The following is a 1,311-nucleotide window of genomic DNA, read 5'->3' as shown; positions in this document are numbered from 1 at the left end:
TTTTGGAAAACTTTGCAACAGAACCACAATAACTATGTAAAAAAAATAAATGAACTTGACTCACGTGTACAAATCCATCACAGAGCATTTGAAAAGCATTATCTAGGTGTTGTTTTAAGAGTCAATACAATGACTACTTTGTTCCTCTAAGCTCAACAAAGCCAAAATATGACACCATAAGAGAGAGTTTAACCCTAGTCAAAGTTAATGATGGGAAGAAGAATCTTGCTGTTCTCAATATGAATAACATGATCCCTGTTCCTCAATCCTGTATCATTCCTTTTGACTTTGAAGAAATACAAGATAAGCAATATCGCAACCTGCTTAAAAAAGAATTCAGCATTTGTCGGAATAAAAAAAGTTCGATTCAAACCAAAGCTCAAACAGTGCATCAATTTGTCACCCTAGAACCTGAAAAGCATCAAAAGATGCTTGCTTATTGTGTCGACTTCAAAAAAATTGAAACCTTTTGTTTAAGTTATGGTGAAGTCAGCACTAAACAAGTTCAACCACAAAACAAATTTGAAGCACGACTTGCGGCAGCTGAAGCGAAAAAAGTAAATCCTGAAGCCCAGGAACATCATTTCAAACATCTATAAAATGAGTCAATTAAAAAGCCCCTCGATGGGGCTTTTTTTATTTGTCTAAATAAATCGAAATGATGTTCCTGGCACTTAATCTTTGAAAATTATTATCTTCCACCTCAAACAAGAATTCGTCCTGGTTAATTAGTTCTTTTACAATCCCTGTTTTCTCATCTGAGAGCCTTCCTGGTTTCATCNCTGAATTGTGGTAAGCGTTCTTCTTCTTTCCATTGTTTCATGGCAGTAGTGTGTTCAGAAAGGAAAAAGCCTTGCCATTTCATCAACCCTCTATCTTGATATTCTCTAATTGCTTTAGAAGGGTGGTAACTTCTATCGACCTTAAGATTCATTGGTTTCATATTCACCTCATACAAACTTATAGTTTATATTATAAACCGTTGGTTTGTAAAAAGCAAATAGCACAATTAACATTTATTTTGTGATAATTAACGAAAAAAACACAAGATAGAGTATAACCTGGTTTTTTTTTATGGTATACTAGATAAGTAGAGTTAAGGGCGGTGGCTGGACTGGAGGTGGTGCTTATGAATTATATTGAGCAGACCTCACAACAACAGAAAGGCTAATATTTTTGAGTGTATCTGATGCGTTAAACTTGATGATTGCTTTTGGCAGCTTCTTGTTAATGCTTGTCGGTCTCGTCATTGAGATTATCAAAAGCATAAAAAAATAACCGTCCTCTGTAGTGACCCCCAAAATATAGACT

At 35.0% G+C, this 1,311-nt stretch carries 1 protein-coding gene and 1 pseudogene; one reads left to right on the top strand and one right to left on the bottom strand.

Features of this window, described 5'->3' with window-relative positions; all coding sequences use genetic code 11:
• Window positions 1–128: 128 nt before the first annotated feature.
• Window positions 129–599, top strand: a pseudogene (locus RT41_RS10175) (type III toxin-antitoxin system ToxN/AbiQ family toxin); the annotation flags it as partial.
• Window positions 600–1,127: 528 nt separating this feature from the next.
• Here the strand turns inward: RT41_RS10175 and RT41_RS10710 are convergent.
• Window positions 1,128–1,311, bottom strand: a 184-nt coding sequence (locus RT41_RS10710) for a hypothetical protein (protein WP_245811697.1), incomplete at its 5' end; no start/stop codon positions are given.

This window comes from Lactococcus fujiensis JCM 16395, from assembly GCF_002441655.1.
GTDB lineage: Bacteria > Bacillota > Bacilli > Lactobacillales > Streptococcaceae > Lactococcus > Lactococcus fujiensis.
This window is presented reverse-complemented; position numbering and strand designations above follow the sequence as displayed.